This is a genomic window from Lysobacter sp. Soil_N_23 (assembly GCF_057656135.1).
The window spans coordinates 1-18,844 of the sequence record NZ_JBDGKY010000011.1 but is presented as its reverse complement, the minus strand read 5'-3'; the positions used below and the strand labels follow the sequence as shown (position 1 = coordinate 18,844).

The following is an 18,844-nucleotide window of genomic DNA, read 5'->3' as shown; positions in this document are numbered from 1 at the left end:
TCAAGCGCGATGCACGGGCATGGTTCTTGCCCGTGATCGGGTCCCATGACGATGCGATCCCGAACGAACCGCAGGGTTCGCGATGTTCAGGTCGCCGGCACCAGCTCGTGGCGCTGCGCCAAGCGCGCATACAGCGCCTCTAGCCTGCGGCCCATGCCTTCCGAGCCCCATGCGCGGGCATCGTCGGGGCCGGCGGCGGCCAACTGTGCGCGCAGTTCAGGTGAGCGCAACAAGCGCGCGACATGGCGCGCGAAATCCTCGACATCGGGCTCGGCGATCAGCGCGCTGCGGGCATCGCGGAGCACGGTCGCCGTGCCCATGACAGCGGTAGACACGATCGGCACGCCCAGCGCCATCGCCTCTATCAGCACCAGACCCTGTGTTTCGGTGGGTGAGGCGAAGACGAACGCATCGCCGGCGCGGTAGGCATCGAGCAGCGTGGTGCGGCGGTCGAGATTGCCGAAAAAGCGCACATGGCCCTGCAGGCCCAGTTCCTGAACCAGTCGGCGCAGGCGCGGTTCGTCCGGGCCTTCGCCGGCGATCAGGAACAGCAGGTCCGGGAAGGCCGCGACCAGCTTGTGCACGACCTGCAGCAGGAAGCCGATGTTCTTTTCCAGCGACAGGCGGCTGACCGTCACCAGCGTCGGTCTTTCGGGTGAGATGCCGTGGTCGGCGCGGAAACGGGCGCCATCGCCGTTGCGGAACTGCTCGAGGTCGATGCCGGTGGGAATCACTGCCGACGGCGTGGTCACGCCGTAGCGGTCCAGCACTTCGACCATCTGTCGGCTCGGCACGATCAGTTCGTCCACGCCGTGGCACAGGTGGCGCGATGCACGCCGGGCCAGCAGGCGGGTCAGCGAGGTCGGCAGCCACGGCAGGTAGTGGCCCACGTACTCCTCGAAATAGGTGTGGTAGGTCTCCACCGTCGGCCAGCCACCATGGCGCGCCAGCCGCACGCCGAGCGAATGGGCGCGGAACGGGGTGTGGATGTGGATCACGTCCCACTCGCGTTCGCGCAGCGCCGCTTCGGCCCGGGCCAGGTCGCGGCCCTTGATCAGGCGGTCCTCGGGATCGAAGAAGATCTCGCGCGACGGCAGGCGCAGTATTTCGAATCCTTCGTTGCCGTCGTCGTGGGACTGCCGGTCGGTGCCGTAGTCGGGTGCCACCAACGTGACCGCGTGCCCCATCCGCGCCAATCCCTGGGCGAAGGTGCGGATCGAGGTCGAGACGCCATTGATGCGCGGGAAGTACACATCGGACAACATCAGGATGTTCATGCCGGTCTCGCCTGGGCCCGTGCCCGCGCCATGACGATTCCACAGGCTCAACGTTACCGTTTTGTCACAAAGTCACGGTTCCTTTGGTTTCCAAGCCCCTCTCCCGCCTGCGGGAGAGGGGTTGGGGTGAGGGCGAACGGCACGGTTACGTTTCCTGGAGGTCGCTCCAGCGCTGCGGTCCAGCCCCATGCTCCCCCAGCACATCGCCAGGATTGGCCAGCCGGCAGCGCTCCAGCGACAGGCACCCGCAGCCGATGCAGTCATCAAGCGTGTCGCGCATCAGGATCAGCTGCTGGATGCGGGTATCGAGTTCCTCGCGCCACATCGCCGACAACCGCGTCCAGTCGCGCCGCGTCGGCGTGCGTGCCTCCGGCAGGCTCGCCAGCGCGCCGCGGATGCTGGCCAGCGGCATGCCCACGCGCTGGGCGGCGCGGATGATGGCGATCCGGCGCAGCATGTCGCGCGAGTAGCGGCGCTGGTTGCCGGCGGTGCGCTGGCTGTGGATCAGCCCCTTGGCCTCGTAGAAGTGGAGTGCCGAGACCGTCGTCCCGCTGCGTTGCGCCACTTCGCCGACGGTGAGCTCATCGTGGGATGCCATTGCCCTTGACCTCAACTTAACTTGAGGTTCTATCCTGCTCGCCGTGTTCAATCCCGGTCAAGTCATGGATACCCGCAACGCGCGCGACGGCTATGTCGCCCGATCCGTTCCGGCCGCAGCCACCATGCAGGCGGTGGTGTTCGATAGCTACGGCCCGCCTGATGTCCTGCGCATGGCCGAGGTGCCACTGCCGCAGCCGGCCCGGGGCGAGGTCCGCGTGCGCGTGCGCGCCGCCGGCGTGCAGCCGGCCGACTGTTCGACGCGCAGCGGCTGGTTCGCGCAACGCGGCATCGGCCAGGCACCGTTCCCGCGCCAGCTCGGCAATGAATTCGCCGGTGTGATCGAGCAGGTTGGCGCCGACGTCGACGGACTCGTCGCCGGTGACGAAGTGCTGGGCTGGACCACGACCAGCGCCTACGCCGAGGCCGTGGTGGTGCCCGCGGACCAGCTCGTCGCCAAGCCCGTCATGATGACGTGGGCGGTCGCCGGATCGCTGTCGGCATCCGGGCAGACCGCGCATACCGCCGTCCAGGCCCTGGACATCACCCCGGGGGACACCGTGCTGGTGCACGGCGCGGCCGGCGGCGTCGGCACGATTGCCGTGCAACTGGCCCGCCTGCGCGGCGCGCACGTGATCGGCACCGCCAGCCGCGAGAACCACGACTACCTGCGCTCACTCGGCGCCGAACCGGTGCTGTACGGCCCGGGCCTGGCCGAACGCGTGCGCGAACTCGCCCCCGGCGGTGTGCAGGCGGCACTGGACGCCTCCGGCCGCGGCGCGCTGGACGCATCGATCGCGCTCGGTATCGAACCTGCGCGCATCGCCACGCTGGTGGCATTCGAGGACGTGCAGCGCCTGGGCGTGCGCGGCGTCCGCAGCGAGCGCAACCGGGCGCGCCTGCAGGAACTGGTCGACCTGTACGACAGCGGCCGCCTGCGCGTGCACGTGCGCGACATCTATCCGCTGTCCCATGCCGTGGTCGCGCATCGCGATGTCGAGAACGGGCACGGGCGCGGCAAGGTCGTGCTGATGGTCTACAGCACGTTCGGGCATGCGCTGTGAACGACGGTCTCGGTGCTTTCCGGGGGGAGCCCCACGTCCTGACACGTGTTCGCGAAGCGCGGGGGAGCAACGTCCATGGGTTCCCGCCTTCGCGGGAATGACGGGCATCAGAGCAACGTCGCTGGGTCCCCGCCTTCGCGGGGATGACGGTTTTTTTCTTTAGCCCCTCTCCCGCTTGCGGGAGAGGGGTTGGGGTGAGGGCCGCCGAAGACCATGCAACGAAATGCCAGAGCGCACCAGCAGGTCCCTCGCTGCGCTCGGGACGACATTGAAAACCTGCATTCAGACGACAGCGCCCCGCATCGCCATCACCTGGCGCCGTGGCGGTGCGCCGAACAGGCGCCGATATTCGCGACTGAACTGCGACGGACTCTCATAGCCGACCCGGTGGCTCGCCGTCGCCGCCTCCATGCCGTCGACCAGCATCAGCCGGCGCGCCTCCTGCAGGCGCAATTGCTTCTGGAACTGCAATGGCGTCATCGCCGTGGCGGCCTTGAAGCGTTCGTGCAGCGTCGAGGCACTCATGTGCGCGGCCGCGGCCAGCTCATCGATGCGCAGCGGTTCGGCGTAGCGGTGTTTGATCAGATCGATCGCGCGCACGACCCGCTGCGCCGCGCCGTCGGCATCGCACAATTCGCGCAGTTGCTGGCCCAGTTCACCGGTGAGCACGCGGTAATGGATCTCGCGCAGCGCCAGCGGCGCCAGCACGGGGGCTTCCTCGGGGGTGTCGAGCAGGCGCACCAGCCGCAGCACGGCATCGAGCAGCGTCGCGCTGGTGCGTGCCAGGTACAGCGCGCGGGCGCTCGCCGGGGCCTGCGCCGGTGGTGGCAACTGCCGCACCAGCTCGTTGACCATGGCCGGGTCGATGTCCATGCGCAGGCACAGGTACGGCCGCTCCGGCGTGGCTTCGATGATCTGCCCGCAGATCGGCAGCGTCATCGACACGACCAGGTAGTGCAGCGGATCGTAGAGGTAGACCTCCTCGCCCAGCAGCGCGCGCTTGCGGCCTTGCACCACCACGCAGATGCTGGGGTGGTAGACGGCCGGCAGCGGCTGCGAAGGTTCGCTGGCCTGGATCAGTGCCAGGCCGGGCACGGCGCACGGGTGGAGGCCGTCCCCGGGGATGTTTCGGGCAATCCGGCTGGCCAGCTCAGCCTGCTGGGCTTCCATCCCGGGACGCGCGGCAACCACCTTCGACAAGGCCTCGCTCATGGGTTGGACCTCGTGCTGGGGGATGCGGCGAGTATGCGCCGCGCTGACTGGGCATTCCCGGGGCAATGGCGCGGTCCCGGAGGATCAGGCAAGGATCAGCCAGCAATGGGCTAACGCCTGACGGGCTAGCGGGCGGAGTATTTCCCGGCACTTTCCTCCCCGCCTGGAGATACAACATGAGCATTCCGTTTCCGCGTCGCACCCTCGGCCGACAGGGTCTCACCGTGTCGGCGATCGGCCTGGGCTGCATGGGCATGTCCGACTTCTACGGTCCCAGCGACGAGGCCGACAACCTCGCCGTGCTCCACCACGCCCTCGACCGCGGCGTGAACTTCCTCGACACCGCCGACATGTACGGCGTCGGCCGCAACGAACGCCTGCTGTCGCAAGTACTGAGCACGCGCCGCGACGAGGTCGTGCTGGCCACCAAGTTCGGCAGTGTGCGTGCAGCCGACGGCGCGTTCCTCGGCGTCGACGGCAGCCCCGCGTATGTCGCCGCCGCCTGCGACGCCAGCCTGCAGCGGCTGGGCGTGGACCACATCGACCTGTACTACCAGCATCGCGTCGATCCGAAGGTGCCGATCGAAGACACCGTCGGCGCGATGGCGCGCCTGGTCGAGGCCGGCAAAGTGCGCCATCTCGGCTTGTCCGAGGCCTCGGGCGCGACCGTGCGTCGCGCCGATGCGGTGCATCCGATCGCCGCGCTGCAGAGCGAGTATTCGTTGTGGACGCGCGATGTCGAGAACGACGCGCTGCGCGCCTGCAACGAACTGGGTATCGGCTTCGTCTCCTACAGCCCGCTCGGCCGCGGCTTCCTCACCGGTGCGATAGCCAATACCGACGGGCTGGCCGCCGACGACCGGCGGCGCCAGCACCCGCGCTTCCAGGACGGCAACATCGACCACAACCTCGCGCTGGTGCGGGTGGTGACGGAACTGGCCGCCGAGCGCGAATGCACGCCGGCGCAGCTCGCCCTGGCCTGGCTGCTGCATCGCGGTGCCGACATCGTGCCGATCCCCGGCACGCGCCGCATCGGCCGCCTGGACGAGAACGCCGACGCCACGCGGATCGATCTGACCATCGCCGAACAGCGCCGCCTCGACGAGCTGCTCACCACCCACGAAGTCGTCGGCACGCGCTACCCGGCCGCACAAATGGCAGCGGTCAACGTCTGACCCACTGATCCCACGTCGCGACCGCTCGCATCACTGCGCCATCCGGCGCGGCCGGCACTCCCGGCCGCGTCGGTGCCGCTCAGGCCGACGGCAGTGATCGCGTCAACGTTTCTCGGTGACCGCGCGGCGCAGGTTGCGTCGCGCCTGCGTGTCATAGCGCTGGTGGAAGAAGTCACTGAGATAGATGCGCGGGCGCGCCAGCAGCGCCTTCAGGAAGCGGCGCCGGTTGAGCTTGAACAGCCACGCCGGCACGTGCCCGCGGTACTCGGCGGCGATGCCGCGGTCGTAGGCATCGAACAGCGCCGGTTCGGCGCCGAGGATGGCCATGTCGCAATCCAGGAACAACGCCGCCTCGTCGTCGACATCGGCCGGCTGCAGGCTGCCGTGGCGCGCGGTCAGTTCGATCAGGTCCGTCACGCGCCGCGCATCGATGCCGGCCGTCGGCCACCAGCGCGCGACATGGGCCGCCGCCAGCTCGGCCGATCGGGTTTCGTTGTCGCGTCGCCCAGCTTCGTAGATGGCATCGTGGTACAGCACCGCCAGCCCGACTTCCGCCGGCTGTCGCCAGCCCGGGCCTGCGGCGACCTCACGGTAGTGCCGCGACACTTCCTGCACGTGCTGGAAGTTGTGATACGCGCGCGGCGGCGAGGCGTAGGCGGCCTGGAGCGCGTCGAGCTGCTCCTGCGGCAGGTCCAGTGGAAGCGCGACGGTCATCGGCACGGGTCTTCGTTCGCTGTGGCCACGCCATTGTGACTCAGGCGGCGAACAAACCGGCCATGCGCGCCCGCAGTTGCGGCGACTGCGGCAGCCGGATGCCGAAGGTGCCTTCCAGTGCGTCACGCAGTTCGTCGAGGTCCGCCAGCGTGCGCCGTTCGCTGGTGCCGTCGAGACGATGGAAGCTCAGCTCGCGGTCGCGCAGCGCATGGCGGCCGCCATCGACGGGCCGGGCCACGCGCAGGCCGGTGACGAAGTGCGAACCGGGATGGGTCGACAGGAAGTAGTTGCTCGCTTCGTAGTCGACCGGGTGCTGACGCTGCAGGTCGAAGCGGTAGAGGGTTGCCCAGCGATCGGGCAACCTGGCCTGCATCCACCAGTCGCCATCGCGCAGCTGCAGGCGGAACGCCTCGTGCGGCGTTGCCTGGTCTTCGCCGTCGCGCAGTGCCAGGCTCGTGGTCAGGGTGAGGCCGCCGAAGCCGACATCGACCAGGCGAGTCCCCCCGTCCAGCTCGACCCGCAACAGCATGTGGCTGCGCGCGGTGATCGCATCCTCCGGCTGGGTCCACAGCACGCGTGCGGCCAGCCCGCTCACCTCGAAACCGAGGGCCTTCAGGGCCTGGGCGAGCAGCAGATTGTGTTCGAAGCAGTAGCCGCCGCGCCCCTCCTCCACCAGCTTGCGCTCCAGCGCCTGCGGCGAAAGTTCGACCGGGCGCCCGGCAAAGGGATCGAGGTTCTCGAAGGCGATGGTCGTGGCATGCCGATAGGCCAGTGCATCGAGCACGTCCACGCTCGGGTGCAGCGGGCCGTCGTAACCGACGCGGCGCAGGTAGGCATCCAGGTTCATGCGGCAACTCCAGGCTCGTTGCCGACGATTCTAGGCATGACTGCGCAACGCGGCCGCGACGCGGGCGCAACGCACCTTCGTGCCAGCTGCGACCGTGATGACCGCACTTCCATGAGCGCGCCCGCTACGAGTGCGACTTCACCCATTCGACGTAGCGGTCCATCCATTCCTGCAGGAACTTGCGGCTGCCCGCGCCAATCTCGCCGTCGTCGCCGAACAGCCCTTCCTTGGCGTGGATGAACACCTCCGGCTGGCCCATGGTCGGCATGTCGAGGTAGGCCAGCGTGTTGCGCAGGTGCTGCTGCGCCAGCGCGCTGCCGATCGAGCCGATCGAAGCGCCGATCACGCCGGCCGGCTTTCCGGCGAAGGCGCTTTGCCCATAGGGCCGCGAGGCATGGTCGATCGCATTCTTCAGCACACCGGGCACGGAGCGGTTGTACTCCGGGGTCACGAACATCACGCCCTTCGCGCCCGCAATCTCCTGCTTGAGCCGCTTCACCGGCGCCGCCTGGTGGCTGTCGTCGTCCTGGTTGTACAGCGGCAGGTCGTCGATGCGGCACTCGTGGAACTCGAAGTCCGCCGGCGCAAGCTTGAACAGCCCGCGCGCCAATTGGCGGTTGATCGACTCACGACGCAGGCTGCCGATCAACACGGCGATGCGGTACTGGCTCATCACTGGCTCCACTGTGCGTTGTCCGTCGCCTACTCTTGGAGCGGCGACGTGACCAGCCCGTGACGGATCGCCTTCGATCAGGCCTTGCGCAGGAAGATGGTCTTCAGCACCAGGCCCTTGATCTTGTCCGAGTTGCCTTCGATGTGCTCGGCGTCGTCTTCGACCAGGCGGATGTTCTTGATCACCGTGCCCTGCTTGAGCGGGATCGAGGAACCTTTCACCTTCAGGTCCTTGATCACCACCACGGTGTCGCCGTTGGCGAGGGCGTTGCCGTTGCTGTCGCGGACGACCGCGCCGGTGTCGCCGCCGGTATCGCCGGAAGCGGACCATTCGAAGCCGCAATCGGCGCAGACGAAGTTGCCACCGTCGACGTAGGTGTTCTCAAGGGTGCATTGCGGACAGGCGGGAGCGTTGGGCATTGGGGATGATTCTGCGTGGGGTCGCACATTTTACGCCACGACAGCCTGCCCCGCCCTCACCTTCGCGGGAATGACGGGGATAGGAGCAACGTCGCTGGGTCCCCGCCTTCGCGGGGATGACGGCTTTCTTAAGCCCCTCTCCCGCTTGCGGGAGAGGGGTTGGGGTGAGGGCCCCCGAAGACCGGGCAACGAAATACCGAAGCGTCGTCCGCCCCGAAGACCGCGCAGATCGCCAAGGCCACTCACCTCTCGCCAGCGCGCTCGCGGGCCTCCTGCTCGCGTTGCCGCATCTCCTCGACATCGCGTTCCAGGAAGTAGTTGAGGAAGGTACGGATCACCGCCACCGCCGCCAGGCGCCCGATTCCGTCCCAGTCCGGCGTCGTCGACGACTCCAGGATGTCTGCCGCCAGCTGGAAGGTGAGCGCGGCGACCAGCCAGCGCGAGAAATCCATCCAGATCTGGCGACGCAGGTGATTGTCATGGTCGTGGCGCCAGATCATCCGGATCACGCCGACCAGGGCCTGCAGCGTGCCGATGAGCACCACCAGCAGCGCGATGATGTCGATCATCACCACGACCGGTTCGGTGATCGCAATCAGCCACTCCTTCATGGCGCCCTCCTCCGCACGGGGGCCGGGTTACCCGCGCACGACGCAGCGAAAGCCCAGATGGCAGGTCGAGGTATCGATCGGCTGCGCCATCCGCGCCGCCGGCCGGTAGCGCCGGCAATAGTTCGGCGCGCACAGGTGCGAGCCGCCCTTCATCACCCGGCGCGGGATCTTCACCTGCGGCTGGCGCGGATCGAAGCTGGCATCGCGATCGCCGCCGCGCGGGTTTTCCAGCGTGCAGCAGGCATGCTGCTGGATGCGGTTGTGCTCCTGGTACCAGTCGGTGGTCCACTCCCAGACATTGCCGGCCATGTCGTGCAGGCCGTAGCCGTTGGCCGGGTACGAAGCCACGGGTGCGGTCCACAGGTGTCCGTCGTGCTGCAGGTTCTGCCAGGGGAATTCGCCCTGCCAGGTGTTGGCCATGTACTTGCCGCCCGGCGTGAACTCGTCGCCCCAGGTGAACTCGGCGGCATCGAGGCCGCCGCGCGCGGCGAATTCCCATTCCGCCTCGGTCGGCAGCGACTTGCCCGCCCAGTCGGCGTAGGCCTGGGCATCCTCGAACGCGACATGCACCACCGGATGGTCGCCCAGGTCCTCGATCGAGGACTCCGGTCCACGCGGCTGCCGCCAGTTCGCGCCGGCGATATAGGCCCACCAGTTGTAGTGATTGCGCAGGTCCACCGGCCCCTGCGCCGGCATGAACACCACCGAGGAGGGCACCAGCAATGCCGGATCGGCTCCCGGGTAGTCGGCCGGATCGGCCGGTCGCTCGGCCAGGGTGACGTAGCCGGTGGCCTCGACGAAGCGCGCGAACTGGTCGTTGGTGACCGCGGTGCGGTCGATCCGGAATGCCGGCACCGACACCTTGTGCGCCGGCGCTTCCTCGGGGTAATGGTGATCGGACCCCATCAGGAAGGTGCCAGCGGGGATGTGCACCATGTCGTCGGTCATGCCTTCCTCGTCTGCCGCGAATGCCGGACCGAGCTTAGCGTGAATGTTCATTGTGCGAAGACCCGGTTCCAGTCGTTCTTCATGCTGACCAGACCGATCCCATATTCCTCGGCGTGGTCGAGTCCGTCCTTGAATGCACTGAGCTTGAAGTCGCGGTCGTAGGCGAACTCGCGCTCGGCATCGTCGTGGTGCAGGTACCAGGCCATGCGCGGACCGTCGCCGGCCAGCGTGTAGCGGATCATCGCCAGGTCGCCATCGGAGTTGCCGAAGGCGAACATCGGCCGACGCCCGAGGTGCAGGCCGATGTTGACCACCTTCTCCTCGCGGTCGTCGAAGCTGCCCACTTCCGCCAGCTTGCGCAGCACCGGCTGGCCTTCGACGGTCTCGACTTTCATGCGGGTGCTGGAGCCGATGACCTGCTCGGGCGGAATGCCGTACAACTGCTCGGCCACCACGCGCACGAACTCGACGCCGCCTCCGGTGACGATATAGGTCTTGAAGCCGTTGCCGCGCAGGTAGTCCAGCAGTTCGCGCTGCGGCACGTAGGCGCCCTGGGTGAACAGGTGCATCAGCGTCGGGTGCCTGGCCTCCGCCAGCCATTCGGAAGCGTTGGCCCGGAACTCGTCGACGGTCATGCCGGCGTGGGTGGCGAAGGCCGGTTCGAAGACCTCCTTCTTCGGCAGGGTCGCCAGCGCCTTCAGGTCGCAGTCGAGCATCGCCTTGAACGCCGGCTTCTCCAGCAGCTTCGGGTCCTGCCTGGCCAGCAGCTTGACCTGGGCCAGGGCGAAGAACACCTGCACCTGCAGCGGATACTCGCACCACAGCGTGCCGTCGTTGTCGAACACGGCGATGCGGTCGCCGGCGGCGACGAAGTCGGGTCCGCCTTCGGTCGTCACGCGCTCCACGAAGGATTTGATCGCGGCCTTGTTGGGGCCTTCGTTCCAGGAGGGTAGTGGGTCGTTCATTCGTGGTCCTCGTCGGCTTGCCCTCACCCCAACCCCTCTCCCGTAAACGGGAGAGGGGCTTCAGCTCTTGCCCTCACCCCAACCTCTCTCCCGTGAACGGGAGAGGGACTTCAGTTCTTGCCCTCACCCCTCTCCCGCGGGCGGGAGAGGGGCTTCGTGTCAGCTTGCGCCGGCCGGGGCTTCTGACATCTTCTTCAGCGCGTCGTCGATCGTGAAGCTGCCCGGCCTCTGCGCCGGCGGGAAATCCTTGAAGGTGGCGGCGAACTTCGCTGCCGCTGCCTGCGCCGCGTAGAGGAAGTACATGTTGTTCAGGCACCAGTCGTAGTACGTATTCGACGTGACGTCGGCCCGCTCGTACGGGTCCATCCTCAGGTTGAACAGCTTGGGCAATCGCAACTTGGTGAACGGCTCGGCCCATATCTGCATCGTGCCCCTGCAGCGCTGCTCGACGAAGACCAGTTTCCAATGGTCGTAGCGAACCGCCAGAACGTCACCGTCATCGCTGAAGTAGAAGAAGAACTTGCGTGGCCCTTCCTTGCTCCCGCCGGTCAGGTATGGCAGGAAGCTGACACCGTCGATGTGGTTCTTGAATTTCTTGCCGTTGACGGTCGTGCCCCTCTTGAGCCGATCGGTCGCGCCCGTGTCGCCGGCTGCCTCCAGGAACGTGGGCAGCCAGTCGTGGTGCTGGACGATCTCGTTGGACACCGAACCGGCCTTGATATGGCCAGGCCAGCGCACCAGCAGCGGCACGCGGAAGGCGCCTTCCCAGTTGGTGTTCTTCTCGCTTCGGAACGGCGTCATGCCGCCATCGGGCCAGCTGTTCATGTGCGGACCGTTGTCGGACGAGTACATCACGATCGTGTCATCGGCGATGCCCAACTCGTCGAGCAGATCGAGCATCTGGCCGACGTTGCGGTCGTGGTCGATCATGGTGTCGTGGTACGGCGACTGCCAGCGACCGGCCTGCCCCAGGCTTTCCTTCTTGGTGTGGGTGAACAGGTGCATGTGGGTGGTGTTGAGCCACACGAAGAACGGCTTGTCGGCCTTGTGCTGGCGCTTGATGAAGTCGGTGGCGGCCTCGACGAACTCGTCGTCGCAGGTTTCCATGCGCTTCTTGTTGAGCGGGCCGGTGTCCTTGATCTTCTGCTTGCCGACCTTGCCCCAGCGCTCCTGCACCGTGGTGTCGTCCTTGTCGGTGGCCCAGCAGTGCAGCACGCCGCGCGGGCCGAAGTTCTCGCGGAAGCGCGGGTCCTTCGGGTAGTTGGCCATCTCCGGCTCTTCCTCGGCATTGAGGTGGTAGAGGTTGCCGAAGAACTCGTCGAAGCCGTGCACCGTGGGCAGGAACTTGTTGAGGTCGCCCAGGTGGTTCTTGCCGAACTGGCCGGTGGCGTAGCCGCGATCCTTGAGCAGGTCGGCGGTGGTCACCGTCTCCGGCTGCAGGCCCTGCGGTGCGGCCGGGATGCCGACCTTCGACAGGCCGGTGCGGTACACGCTCTGGCCGGTGATGAAGGACGAGCGGCCTGCCGTGCAGGACTGCTCGCCGTAGGAATCGGTGAACAACATGCCCTCACTGGCGATGCGGTCGATGTTGGGCGTCTGGTAGCCCATCAGGCCGCGGGTGTAGCAGCTCAGGTTGGCAATGCCGATGTCGTCGCCCCAGATCACCAGGATGTTGGGCGGCTTCTTGCCGCTCGCCGGCGCCTTGGCGGCAGGCTTCGCCGCTGGTTTTGCCGCAGCCTTGCTGGCGGCCTTCTTTGCTGTTGCCATTGCTACTCCTCCAGTAACCGGTGGGGACATCGCGTCACAGCATCGCGTCACCTGCAGTCGACGAGTGGCTGGATTCTTTGATCGCCGGGCCCGCGCTTGCTCAGCCCAGCAATGGAACGTCGAACGCCATGCTGGCCGCCGCCAGCAGGCCCAGCAGCCATAACAGGGCCGCGGTGATCAGGGTCAGCGAAACCGGGTACTTGCTCTCGCCGTGGACCAGGCCCTGCTGGATCATGCGCACGCGCTCGGCGCGCAACTCGCGCATGTAGTTGATGTGATAAACGATCCCCAGCGTGAGCATCACCATGCCCAGCACGACCAGGGCGATGCCGAAGTTGCGCGGCTCGCGGCCGCTGCCATCGAGGATCTTCGACTCCTGCATCTTCTGGAACACCTGGAAGATGGTGAAGCCGAAGCTGATCAGCGACAGCGCGGTGCGGATCACCGACATCAACGTGCGATCGGCACTCATCCGCGTGCGCTGGAACGACATCCCGGTGCGGCGCGAGGACAGCTCGACCGATTTCTCGTCGGTGGTGTCGTACGGCGGCTTGGGCAGGTTGGCCGACAGCTTCAGTTCGGGATCGCGTTCTTCGGGCAGGATCGGTGTCATCGGTCAGAGGGCTCCGGCCTTGCGCTTCAACCACCAGTGCGCGATCCGGTCAGCCGGGCCGCGGAACAGGAAGTAGGGAATGAAGCCGAGGATCAGCGCGACGTTCAGCGCCTCGAGCACGTGGAAGGTGCCAAACACCTTGTACTGGTAGATCGTGTCCATCACCAGGCCGAGGACCAGGATTCTCGCCGTGGCCTTGAACCCCTCGCGCAGCGATGCTTCGCGCCGCACCGGATCGTGCACGATGGTCCAGAAATACGGATGCCGCCCGATCTTGGCGTCCTTGAATCCATCGCGGAACGCAAGCAGCAGCGCCATGCCGGGCTGCAGGAACAACCGGAACGTCATCGGCCCCTGCGTGCGCCCGATCAGGTCGGTATAGAAGCGCACCACATCGTTCAAGAAACCGTCCATCCCGCTCCTGTTTGGCGACATGAGGACAGCCCTGCGCATACGCTTGCGCCGGACAGGCGTGGGGACGTTCGCCGCGACTTCCGGCGCAAGTTGAATGGGGCGCGTCCACGGTTACGCCGCGGTCGATGGTCGTTTCCGCGCGGTGAATGACCCGTGATGGCGTCGAGGCGATGGCGTTACGTGCCCCTCGCTGCGCTCGGGACGACATTCAACGTGCGCCGCAGATCACCGCGGCGCACGCGATGGCTTGCAGCTGGCGCAGATCACAGCTGGCGCAGGAACGCCACCAGGTCATCCTTCTCCTGCTGCTGCAGGCGCGTCTGCAGCACGATGTTGAAGAACTCCACGCTGTCCTCCAGCGTCAACAGGCGACCGTCATGCAGGTACGGCGGCGAGTCCTTGATGCCGCGAAGCGGGAAGGTCTTGATCGGACCATCGGCGCTGGCGAAACGGCCATTGATCATCTGCGGCTTGAAGAACCGCTCGACCTGCAGGTTGTGCATCGAGTTGTCGGTGTAGTACGGCGGCGTGTGGCAACCGGAGCACTTGGCCTTGCCGAAGAACAGCGCCTCGCCGCGCTTCTCCGGCTCGCTGGCCTTGGCCGGATCCAGGCGCCCGAACACGTCGAGCTTAGGTGCCGGCGGGAAGTCCAGGATCGCCTGGAACTCGCCCATCGCATGCACCTGGTGGCCGCGGTCGAGGATGTTGATGCCCTTCTTGGTGGCGATCACCGGGTCACCATCGAAGTACGCGGCACGCTGCTCGAACTCGGTGAAGTCTTCGACCGTCTTCAGGGCGCGCTGCGAACCGAACAGCCGCTGGATGTTGACGCCGCGCAATGGCGGCGTATCGATGCGGTGACGGAACTGCTGCGGCCGGATGTCGCCGACCAGATGCGTGGCGGCGTTGGTGTGGCCGTTGGCATGGCAGTCCAGGCAGGCCACGCCGCGGCTGGGCAGCGCCGAGCGGCGGTCCTCGGTCTGGTTGAACTGCTGCTGCGGGAACGGCGTCACCAGCAGGCGCAGGCCCTCGAGCTGCTTGGGATTGAGCAGGCCATTGAACAACTCGTAGTAGTTGTTGATCGTGACCAGCTGCCCTTTCGACACATCCCCCAGGTCTGGCCGCGTGGTCAGGAAGATCGGCGCGGGAAAGTCCGGAAGGAAATGCGCCGGCAGGTCGTAGTCGAGATCGAAGCGGGTCAGGTCGCGCTGCTCGGCTTTCTTGACCGCATCGATGTGGAACTGCGGGAACAGCATACCGCCTTCGGGATGGTTGGGATGCGGCAGCGGCAGGAAGCCGATCGGGAACGCATCGCGCTCCTTGATCTGCTCGGCGCTCATGCCACCGAGCTCGTCCCAGCTGATGCCCGATGGCAGCTTCGCCCGCACCCCGGCCTGCACCGCCTTGCCGCCGGACATCGTCACGCCCTGCGCGGCCTTGTTGGACAGGTCGTAGCGCTGCGCGAGCAGGCTGTTCTGACGCTTCATGACGCCGCCCTTGTCGCCTTCCATGCGCTTTTTGACGTTGGCGAAGCTGTCGCTCGGCGTCACCGGTGCATAGCTGGTGGCGGGCGGATCGTCTGCCAGCGCCATGCACGAGATCCCGAGCACGCTGATGCTGATCAACCACAGCGGCCACAGCCGCGGTAATGGTGTTTGCCTCATGGTCATTCTCCCTTGACTGGTTGATGACGCTGCTGCCAGGACGCCGGACACGGCGTCCCGGCGCGAGGCTAGCCCTCGCTCAACCAGAGGAGAAATCGTTTGATCGGATGAATTCGATAGCCGAACGCTATGCGCGTGCCCAGCGCGTCAACTGCGCGTGGGCACGTCGTCAACGATCGTGGAAATCACGGCGTGGGATCAGCGGCCGAGCTCGGTCAAAATCACGTGCCAATGATCGAGGTCGGGATCGAGCGCCGACACAGGAACGCGTTCGTTGAGGCCGTGCGCGAAGTCGTCGGTCGGCCGCATGTACAGACCGGACACGCCATAGGACGGTATGCCCTCGGCGCGGAAATGCAGGCTGTCGGTCGCGCCCGGCGACATCTGCGGCACGATCGGCAGGCCCGGCTGGCGACGATCGACCGCCTTGCGCACGGCCTGCATCACGTCCTCGCGCAGCGGCGAAGCCGGGCTTTGCGTCGGCTCGCCGATGATCTCCACCTTGGCCGGGTGCCTGGCCGCCGGATCGATGACGACGTCGGCGATCTGGCGGCGCACGTCCTCGACCGCGACGCCCGGGAAGATGCGGCAATTGACTGTCGCCGTCGCCCGCTGCGGCAGCGCGTTCTCGGCATGGCCGCCCGACAGCATCGTCGCCACGCAGGTCGTGCGGATCATGCCGACGTACTCGGGATCGGCCGCGAGCACCTTGATCGCCTCGGCATCCTTGGGATCCTCGGCGAAACGCAGCATCGCCTGGCCGAGCGCACCGCCCGTCTGCTTGCCGGTGGCGCGGAAGAAGGCGCGCGTCAGCTCATCGGCCTGGGCCGGGAACTGATATGCAGCCAGCTTCTGCAGCGCCGTGGCAAGGTCGTAGATGGCATTGTCCGCTTGCGGCCGGCTGCTGTGGCCACCGGGATTGCTCACCTCGATGGTGACCGTGGCGTAGGTCTTTTCCGCGGCCTGCAGGTTGTAGGCGACCGGCCTGTCGTTCGCGGCCAGCGTGCCGCCACCGGCGTCGCCGTTGAGCAGCAGCTCGGCATCCGGGAACTGCTTGCTCAGCGCGCGCGTGGTCACCATGCCGGTTTCCTCGTCGCCCGACAGCGCCAGGATGATGTCGCGCGACGGCTTGAAGCCTTCGGCCTTCAGTCGCAGCAGCGTGGCGACGATCACCGAGACATCGAACTTGTTGTCGTAGACACCGCGACCATAGAAGTAGCCGCCTTCGGTGACCATCTTGAACGGATCGCGGGTCCAGTCCGCCGGCTTGGCCTCGACCACGTCCATGTGCGCCGACAGCAGCATCGGGCGCTTGCTGCCGGTACCGCGATAGCGCGCGACCAGCGCGGCGGTGTCGCCATGCATCTGCACCTGCACGTCTTCAGCGGCGAAGCCACCGGCTTTGAGTTGCTCGGCCAGGTACTGCGCGTAGGCCGGCACCTGGCCCTGCCCCATCACCGTGCGGAAGCCGACGCCCTTGCCGAGCAGTTCGACGGCCTTGTCGTGCGTGCGGGCATCGACTGCCGGCCTGGTTGCCGCGGCGGCAGGCATGGCATGGCCGTACAGGCCGGACAGCGCGATCAGGGTGGCTGCAGCACGAAGCTTCATCAGGCGGGTCTCGGCAGTCGGGTCGGCCGAGTGTAGTCGGGTCGCCGCCGCGGCAGCAAAGGCCGGGAGGCACACTTCCGGCTATTTCTTCCGACTGCCCTTGGCCAGCTTCTGCACGACGGCCGGTTTGCGCAGATCACGCAGCGCGTCCTTGCCCAGCCAGCGTTCGCACGCCACTTCGGACGCGGCCAGACGGGTGGCCAGCGCTGTCGACCGCGCGTGCAGGCGGGCGTTGCGCCGGCCGATCGAACGCAGCGCCCAACTTGCGCCCTTGATCACGAAATTGCGCTCGTCACTGGCGGCGCGTTCGATCAGATCCAGGCCTTCGACACAGTTTGCATCCTCCAGCCTGCCGTGCAGGGCCAGGCTCGCCAGCAACGCAAACGCGGCGCGCTTGCCGAGTTCGTCGCGCCGGCTGGACCACTGCACGACCTTGCCCCAGGCATGCGGCGAGCGGTCGAACAGCACGAAGCAGACGGTATCGACGATGGCCCAGTTGTCGAAGTCACGGCGCCAGCGGTCCATCTGCGTCGCCGTCACCCTTGCCGGATCGTCGACATAAGCCGCCATCGTGCGCGCCTCATAGACGCCGGTGTCCCACAACGCCAATGCCAGTTCATGGTCGTGGCCCATCGCCTTGGCCACGGCCTGGATGTCCTTCATCGCCACGCCGATCGCGTGATCGGAGGGAATGGCGTAACGGGCCATGCCGTCGAGCGTGGCTTTCGTCGCGCGCCGGCGCAACTGCTGCATCGCCTCGTCCAGGCGCAGCTCGAGCGTTGCAGCCCGCGCAGGTGCGGCCACAGTCGCCTTTCGTGGCCGTGTGCGTGTTGGCGTGTCCACCGTCTGTCGCATCGCGGCGCGCTCAGGCTGCCTTGAGCTGGTGCAGCAGGATCGAGTTGCCTTCGCTGTCCAGGCACACGGCCATGCGGCACACCGGGCTGTGGATCATGTCGCCGCGAAAGGTCACGCCGCGGCCCTTGAGGTCGGCGATCAGCTTGTCGAGGTCCTCTACTTCGAAGGCGATCGTGCCGCCCGCCGATTCGCTGGGCTTGTCGGCGATGAAATTGGTCAGGGCGAAGCAGCCGCCGCCGGGCAGGTCGTACTCGACCCAGTACTTGTCGCCCTGGTTGCCCACCGATCCTGCGGTCAGGCCGAGCGCGTTTTCGTAGAACTCCCGGGCACGCGCCACATCGGCGACGGGATACATGGTGTAGGCGACCTTCCTGAGCATGACCGGTTCTCCCTGTTGGGGGTGGGGACTGCACGCGAAAGCCCGGTCATACGCCCCGCCCTGCCCCGAGTCAATGACAGGAACCGACATCACGTCGTGATGTCGATTTCACGCTTGCCCAATCGTCGACACAGGAGACTTGCGCTCGCTGCGCCGGTCCACCCACTGCCCCGACAGGAGCCGATCATGACCCAGCGTTTCCAGCGAATCACCCCATTCCTCTGGTTCGACTCGCAGGCCGAAGAGGCTGCCAGGTACTACGCGTCGATCTTCCCCGATTCATCCGTCGGCAAGATCCTGCGCTACGACGAGGCTTCCTCGCAGGGCTCGGGCCAGCCGGTCGGATCGGTGCTGACCGTCGACTTCAAGCTCGATGGCTGCGACATGGTCGCCCTCAACGGCGGCTCGCACTTCAAGTTCAACGAGGCTGTATCACTGCTGGTCAACTGCAAGTCGCAGGACGAGGTCGAGCATTTCTGGAAGCACCTGACCGCCGGCGGCGACCCGGCCGCGCAACAGTGCGGCTGGCTGAAGGACAAGTACGGCGTGTCCTGGCAGGTGGTGCCCATAGAGATGCTCGACCTGATTGCCGACCCGGACCCGGTTCGCGCCGGCAAGGCGATGAAGGCGATGATGCAGATGAAGAAGCTGGACGTGAACGAGATGCGCAAGGCGATGGAGGCCTGACACCGCGCTGCCGGGGCCACCACGCCCATCGCCTGACAGGGAGACCTGCAAGGAACCGAAGGCAGCAGACCTCCCCGACCCGTCACCCCCGCGAAGGCGGGGAGCCGGTGTCGTGGCTTTGTGGTCGCCGGTTCTCGTGAGGAGCAACGTCCATGGGTTTCCGCCTTCGCGGGAATGACGGGCACAAGAGCAACGACGCTGGGTCCCCGCCTTCGCGGGGATGACGGGCTTCCTTAGCCCCTCTCCCGCTTGCGGGAGAGGGGTTGGGGTGAGGGCCACCGAAGACCATGCAACAAAGCACCGAAGCGTCGTCCGCCGGGCCGGGGATTGCGCAGCAGTGGGCCATGGATGGCCC

20 protein-coding genes are annotated in these 18,844 nt (G+C 66.7%); 3 read left to right on the top strand and 17 right to left on the bottom strand.

Going from position 1 to position 18,844, the window contains the following annotated elements; genetic code table 11:
• Positions 1-86: 86 nt before the first annotated feature.
• Entirely contained in the window at positions 87-1,277 is a 1,191-nt protein-coding gene (locus tag AC3A3X_RS09905; RefSeq protein WP_487582861.1) for a glycosyltransferase, read from the bottom strand.
• A gap of 145 nt (positions 1,278-1,422) precedes the next feature.
• On the bottom strand, positions 1,423-1,875 hold the full coding sequence (soxR, locus tag AC3A3X_RS09900; RefSeq protein WP_487582860.1) for a redox-sensitive transcriptional activator SoxR: 453 nt from the start codon (positions 1,873-1,875) through the stop codon (positions 1,423-1,425).
• Between the two features lie 64 nt (positions 1,876-1,939).
• On the opposite strand from soxR, the gene AC3A3X_RS09895 reads away from it, so the two are divergent.
• Complete coding sequence (locus AC3A3X_RS09895) at positions 1,940-2,938, top strand: NADP-dependent oxidoreductase (protein ID WP_487582859.1); 999 nt, start codon at positions 1,940-1,942, stop codon at positions 2,936-2,938.
• Positions 2,939-3,220: 282 nt separating this feature from the next.
• Here the strand turns inward: AC3A3X_RS09895 and AC3A3X_RS09890 are convergent, their stop codons facing one another.
• Entirely contained in the window at positions 3,221-4,150 is a 930-nt protein-coding gene (locus AC3A3X_RS09890) for an AraC family transcriptional regulator (protein ID WP_487582858.1), read from the bottom strand.
• A 176-nt stretch (positions 4,151-4,326) separates the two neighbouring features.
• On the opposite strand from AC3A3X_RS09890, the gene AC3A3X_RS09885 reads away from it, so the two are divergent.
• Positions 4,327-5,325, top strand: a complete 999-nt coding sequence (locus AC3A3X_RS09885; RefSeq protein WP_487582857.1) for an aldo/keto reductase — start codon at positions 4,327-4,329, stop codon at positions 5,323-5,325.
• A 102-nt stretch (positions 5,326-5,427) separates the two neighbouring features.
• Here AC3A3X_RS09885 and AC3A3X_RS09880 read toward each other — a convergent pair whose 3' ends face one another.
• The 14 genes from AC3A3X_RS09880 to AC3A3X_RS09815 form a co-directional block, all read right to left on the bottom strand.
• Complete coding sequence (locus tag AC3A3X_RS09880) at positions 5,428-6,039, bottom strand: HD domain-containing protein (RefSeq protein WP_487582856.1); 612 nt, start codon at positions 6,037-6,039, stop codon at positions 5,428-5,430.
• Positions 6,040-6,079: 40 nt separating this feature from the next.
• Entirely contained in the window at positions 6,080-6,886 is an 807-nt protein-coding gene (locus AC3A3X_RS09875) for an arylamine N-acetyltransferase family protein (RefSeq protein ID WP_487582855.1), read from the bottom strand.
• Positions 6,887-7,010: 124 nt separating this feature from the next.
• Entirely contained in the window at positions 7,011-7,559 is a 549-nt protein-coding gene (locus AC3A3X_RS09870; protein ID WP_487582854.1) for an NADPH-dependent FMN reductase, read from the bottom strand.
• A gap of 77 nt (positions 7,560-7,636) precedes the next feature.
• Complete coding sequence (locus AC3A3X_RS09865) at positions 7,637-7,978, bottom strand: zinc ribbon domain-containing protein YjdM (protein ID WP_487582853.1); 342 nt, start codon at positions 7,976-7,978, stop codon at positions 7,637-7,639.
• Positions 7,979-8,220: 242 nt separating this feature from the next.
• On the bottom strand, positions 8,221-8,589 hold the full coding sequence (locus tag AC3A3X_RS09860; RefSeq protein WP_487582852.1) for a DUF1622 domain-containing protein: 369 nt from the start codon (positions 8,587-8,589) through the stop codon (positions 8,221-8,223).
• Positions 8,590-8,616: 27 nt separating this feature from the next.
• Positions 8,617-9,588, bottom strand: a complete 972-nt coding sequence (locus AC3A3X_RS09855) for a formylglycine-generating enzyme family protein (protein WP_487582851.1) — start codon at positions 9,586-9,588, stop codon at positions 8,617-8,619.
• Positions 9,585-10,502: an HAD family hydrolase gene (locus AC3A3X_RS09850; RefSeq protein ID WP_487582850.1), complete on the bottom strand. Its 918-nt coding sequence runs from the start codon at positions 10,500-10,502 to the stop codon at positions 9,585-9,587. Before AC3A3X_RS09850 ends, AC3A3X_RS09855 begins: the two co-directional genes overlap by 4 nt.
• Before the next feature lie 159 nt (positions 10,503-10,661).
• Positions 10,662-12,269, bottom strand: coding sequence for an arylsulfatase (locus tag AC3A3X_RS09845; RefSeq protein WP_487582849.1), 1,608 nt, complete (start codon positions 12,267-12,269; stop codon positions 10,662-10,664).
• Positions 12,270-12,369: 100 nt separating this feature from the next.
• Positions 12,370-12,882, bottom strand: coding sequence for a YidH family protein (locus AC3A3X_RS09840; RefSeq protein WP_487582848.1), 513 nt, complete (start codon positions 12,880-12,882; stop codon positions 12,370-12,372).
• Positions 12,883-12,885: 3 nt separating this feature from the next.
• Complete coding sequence (locus AC3A3X_RS09835) at positions 12,886-13,296, bottom strand: hypothetical protein (RefSeq protein WP_487582847.1); 411 nt, start codon at positions 13,294-13,296, stop codon at positions 12,886-12,888.
• Positions 13,297-13,559: 263 nt separating this feature from the next.
• A complete protein-coding gene (locus tag AC3A3X_RS09830) occupies positions 13,560-14,960 on the bottom strand; it encodes a hypothetical protein (RefSeq protein WP_487582846.1) in 1,401 nt (466 codons plus the stop codon).
• 198 nt (positions 14,961-15,158) lie between these two features.
• Positions 15,159-16,568 (bottom strand): M20/M25/M40 family metallo-hydrolase, encoded by a 1,410-nt coding sequence (locus tag AC3A3X_RS09825; protein ID WP_487582845.1) that lies wholly within the window; start codon positions 16,566-16,568, stop codon positions 15,159-15,161.
• Positions 16,569-16,649: 81 nt separating this feature from the next.
• A complete protein-coding gene (locus tag AC3A3X_RS09820) occupies positions 16,650-17,372 on the bottom strand; it encodes a DNA alkylation repair protein (RefSeq protein ID WP_487582844.1) in 723 nt (240 codons plus the stop codon).
• Between the two features lie 61 nt (positions 17,373-17,433).
• Positions 17,434-17,802 (bottom strand): VOC family protein, encoded by a 369-nt coding sequence (locus tag AC3A3X_RS09815; RefSeq protein WP_487582843.1) that lies wholly within the window; start codon positions 17,800-17,802, stop codon positions 17,434-17,436.
• Between the two features lie 186 nt (positions 17,803-17,988).
• Here AC3A3X_RS09815 and AC3A3X_RS09810 point away from each other — a divergent pair, with 186 nt between their 5' ends.
• On the top strand, positions 17,989-18,489 hold the full coding sequence (locus AC3A3X_RS09810; RefSeq protein ID WP_487582842.1) for a VOC family protein: 501 nt from the start codon (positions 17,989-17,991) through the stop codon (positions 18,487-18,489).
• Positions 18,490-18,844 lie beyond the last annotated feature (355 nt).